Origin of the sequence: Wolbachia endosymbiont of Drosophila incompta (genome assembly GCF_001758565.1) — a bacterium.
Classification (GTDB): domain Bacteria; phylum Pseudomonadota; class Alphaproteobacteria; order Rickettsiales; family Anaplasmataceae; genus Wolbachia; species Wolbachia pipientis.
Genome location: NZ_CP011148.1, coordinates 692073 through 693024 on the forward strand (window position 1 = coordinate 692073; position 952 = coordinate 693024).

Here is a 952-nt window from a genome sequence, read left to right on the forward strand (position 1 = left end):
TGGTTTATTATATAATCGCCTGGTCGCACAGTGCTGAGCTACTCTGATGACAGGAACGGGAGGCATTGGCTTTTTGATTGAATAAATAACCTGCTTATTTTCAGAAATCATTGGCAAACAAATATGATGCCATATGTTTTTTGGCTTGGAGAGAAGGTGTCCAGTTAAGTCCTCCTGGTGTAGCCTGTGCATTACAAGAACGATGACTCCTTTTTTTCTATCGTTCAGCCTGGTTACTAAAGTCTGATCAAACCAGTTTGTGGCACGCTTTCTAAGCGTTTCACTCAAAGCTTGAGCAGAACTGAGCGGATCGTCCACAATGATAAAATCACCACCTTCACCAGTTAGTGTTCCACCAACTGATGTTGCGATTCTGTATCCTCTCTGCACTGTTTGAAATTTATATTTGGTATTCTGGTCTTTGGATAGTTCTATCTCTGGAAATAGCGCTCTATACCAACTAGACTGCATCACGCACCTGGTGTCGAGCGAGTGCTTTTCGCTGAGCCGCTGAGAATAACTTGCAACTATTATTCTCGCAGTTGGTTGGTTTCCCAGTATCCATGCGGGCCACGCAACGCTTATGCACATGGACTTCATCGAGCGCGGAGGCATATTGAATATTATTCGTTTCACTTCACCAGCGCTCGCTGCTTCCAGCCTGTCTGCTATGACTTTTATATACTGATAATCGTTATACTCACACCCCGGCACTACCGTTTGAAAGCACAGTTCAATGAATTTTAGAAAGTTCATGATATAATGTTGAAACCAACGCGTGACGCTGGGATGACAAAAAAAGGAGCACTGGAATGACACCTTACTTAACCGTCATACCGCGATTCATTCGCGGTATCTCTTAACATAGATCCCGCTAACACGTAGCGGGATACTTAACCATCATTACACCGTCATACCGCGATTCATTCGCGGTATCTCAAAGCATAGATCC

The 952-nt window shown here is 43.9% G+C and carries 1 protein-coding gene (running past one end of the window); it reads right to left on the reverse strand.

Going from position 1 to position 952, the window contains the following annotated elements; all coding sequences use genetic code 11:
• Positions 1–756: the 5' portion of a phage terminase large subunit gene (terL, locus tag WG67_RS03060; protein ID WP_070356888.1), read on the reverse strand. 696 nt of this gene lie to the left of the window's left edge; only the first 756 of its 1452 coding nucleotides appear in the window; the start codon lies at positions 754–756; its stop codon lies off the left edge, out of view.
• Between the last annotated feature and the right edge of the window lie 196 nt (positions 757–952).